Source organism: Peribacillus sp. P4_C12, from assembly GCF_056402095.1.
The window spans coordinates 1-2,238 of sequence record NZ_JBFUIB010000567.1; the positions used below are offsets into that span (position 1 = coordinate 1).

A 2,238-nucleotide genomic window follows, 5' to 3' on the forward strand; every position below is an offset into this window, starting at 1 on the left:
GTGTAATGTTTCCAGAGGCTATAATTACTGTGATACTTAAAAAGAACATGAGTGAGACAATGGCCAATGCTGCGAAAATATAAATCATGCTTTTACTTATAATGTCGAGACATTTTATTACAGGCCCTCCACCAAGCGGCTGCAAAAGACTCGCTGCTAGTTTATAGACAAAGGAGATCATTAAGATTTTTATAGCTGGGAATGTAGTTATAAGCAGGAGGATAATGACACCTGACAAACCCACTGTATTTTTCAGAAGAACGGAGGCACTAATGACCGTATCGGTTGCATCAGTAAACATGCGCCCTATTACCGGAATAAAGTTGCCTGTCACAAATTTCGCCGTCCTGATTGTCACTCCGTCTGCAACAGCAGACGATGCTCCTTGAACGGATATAACACCAAGAAAAATGGTCATAAAAGCACCCAGAATCCCGATAGCAAAGTTACGGAGCAATTGGGCCAGCTGAGTCACTTTATAATGTTCGGTCAGCGTGCTGACTATGCTTAAAATCGCTGCGAAGAATAATAATGGTAGGACGATATATTGTATCAAGATGCCACTGGTATTCATTAAAAACATTAAGACAGGATGAAAGAACGCTGCAGATACAAGTCCTCCAGAAGCTGCTATTAAAGCTAATAGCAAAGGGATGAGTGCCATTAAAAAAGAAATCATCAAATCTATCGTATCTTTTGTATATTCAATCGCCACATGAAAGCTGTTCAACGCTAAAATGATTAATACCATATAAACGATTGCATAAGCGACCTTACTCACCGAGCTTTGCTCGAACGCATTCTGCAGAGTTTGCAGGAACATGCTGAACACGGTCAATAAAATGAGTGATCCTAGGAGCTTCCCGTTCACGAGCAGTTCATGAAAAACGAACTTTATCATCCCTTTTATCCATTGATCAAATGAAAATTTCTTATCTCCGCTTACAAAGTCCATGAAACTTCCTTTCTGGCTTTCAGGTAAAAACCCTCCATACTCCGTGACAATGTCATCCCAATATTTCTTGAGCTCATCAACGCCGAGTCTCTCTATTTGAGCTTGTACCAATTCAGACTGCATAATTGGCTCTTGATCAACTTCTCCACTTTCACCATTTTCGGCAGCTTGTCCAACAGATGTATGCAAAAAAAAGAGTAAAACGAATAGAATGGATAAGTAAGGCATCCGCTGCTTCATACTTTCACCTCATTGACTAGTAGGAATAGTCCATTAACTTGGAAGCATCTGTATAATCGTTTCAATAATGACGGTTAAAATCGGTATTGCCATCGCCAGAATCAAGATTTTCCCGCTCAATTCTATTTTGGAAGCGAGTGATCCCTGCCCTGCATCTTTTGTAATTTGGGAGGCAAATTCAGCGATATAGGCGATTCCGATTATTTTCAAGATAGTCTCCAAATAAACGGTATTTACATTTGCATTTACCGCTATTTTTTCTAACATTAAAATGATTTCGTATATTTTATCTGCTAAAAAAAGAAAAATGGAGCAACCTACAAAAACGACAAGCAGGAAAGCGAAATTAGGTTTTTGCTCCTTGACGATTAGGGCCAAAAAAGTGGCAACTAGGGCAATGCCCACGATTTTTATGATTTCAATCGTGAATCCCCCCTTACTGAAATAGGAATACTGATTTAATTTTTTGGAATAAATCCTCTACAACAGAAGCTACCATGAATAAAATATATATAAATCCAAAAAGCGTTACCCACTGGGCATATTCTTTCTTTCCAACTTGATCGAGTATCGTGTGAAGAAATGCCACTACCAGCCCAACACCAGCTATTTTAAATATGATGTCCACATCAATGCCCATTTTCATTCCCCCCCACTTATTCCTACATCAGCAAAATGATTAGTAATAATCCCGTTAAAAAACCAAGGCTTTTCATCATCTTTTCATATTTCCCCTGCCGGTCTAGTGCATCGCTCTCTTCCCGCTCCAAGTGTGCCATCGTTAGCATAATTTGTTTTTGCTGATGATATTTATCACTTTTTCCTAGAGTCTCACCAAACTGTGAAAGAATTTCGAACTCTCCCTGCTTTAAGGCAAGGGACTGCCATATTTTCTTCAAACTTTCATCCCATGCATCTTTTACAGTGGTTTCACCAGATTCAAGTCGATTCGCAAAAGTATCAAAAAATAAGGATAAAGGTTTGGGCATCTGCTTGGAAAGTTTCTGGGCCGCTTCTTTCAACGGTCATACACCGTTGAAAGA

3 protein-coding genes and 1 pseudogene are annotated in these 2,238 nt (G+C 39.3%); all 4 read right to left on the reverse strand.

Going from position 1 to position 2,238, the window contains the following annotated elements; all coding sequences use genetic code 11:
- Positions 1–1,195, reverse strand: a 1,195-nt coding sequence (gene spoIIIAE, locus AC1DUW_RS26535; RefSeq protein WP_477643897.1) for a stage III sporulation protein AE, incomplete at its 3' end; no start/stop codon positions are given.
- A gap of 33 nt (positions 1,196–1,228) precedes the next feature.
- Positions 1,229–1,618, reverse strand: a complete 390-nt coding sequence (gene spoIIIAD / locus AC1DUW_RS26540; protein WP_098176754.1) for a stage III sporulation protein AD — start codon at positions 1,616–1,618, stop codon at positions 1,229–1,231.
- Between the two features lie 13 nt (positions 1,619–1,631).
- Positions 1,632–1,835: a stage III sporulation protein AC gene (gene spoIIIAC, locus AC1DUW_RS26545; RefSeq protein ID WP_034308319.1), complete on the reverse strand. Its 204-nt coding sequence runs from the start codon at positions 1,833–1,835 to the stop codon at positions 1,632–1,634.
- A gap of 22 nt (positions 1,836–1,857) precedes the next feature.
- A pseudogene (locus tag AC1DUW_RS26550) lies at positions 1,858–2,220 on the reverse strand (stage III sporulation protein SpoIIIAB); the annotation flags it as partial.
- Between the last annotated feature and the right edge of the window lie 18 nt (positions 2,221–2,238).

Bases quoted from the DNA above. Each gene is read 5' to 3' on its own strand.
- spoIIIAC (WP_034308319.1), bottom strand. From the start codon at position 1,835: ATGGGCATTGATGTGGACATCATATTTAAAATAGCTGGTGTTGGGCTG.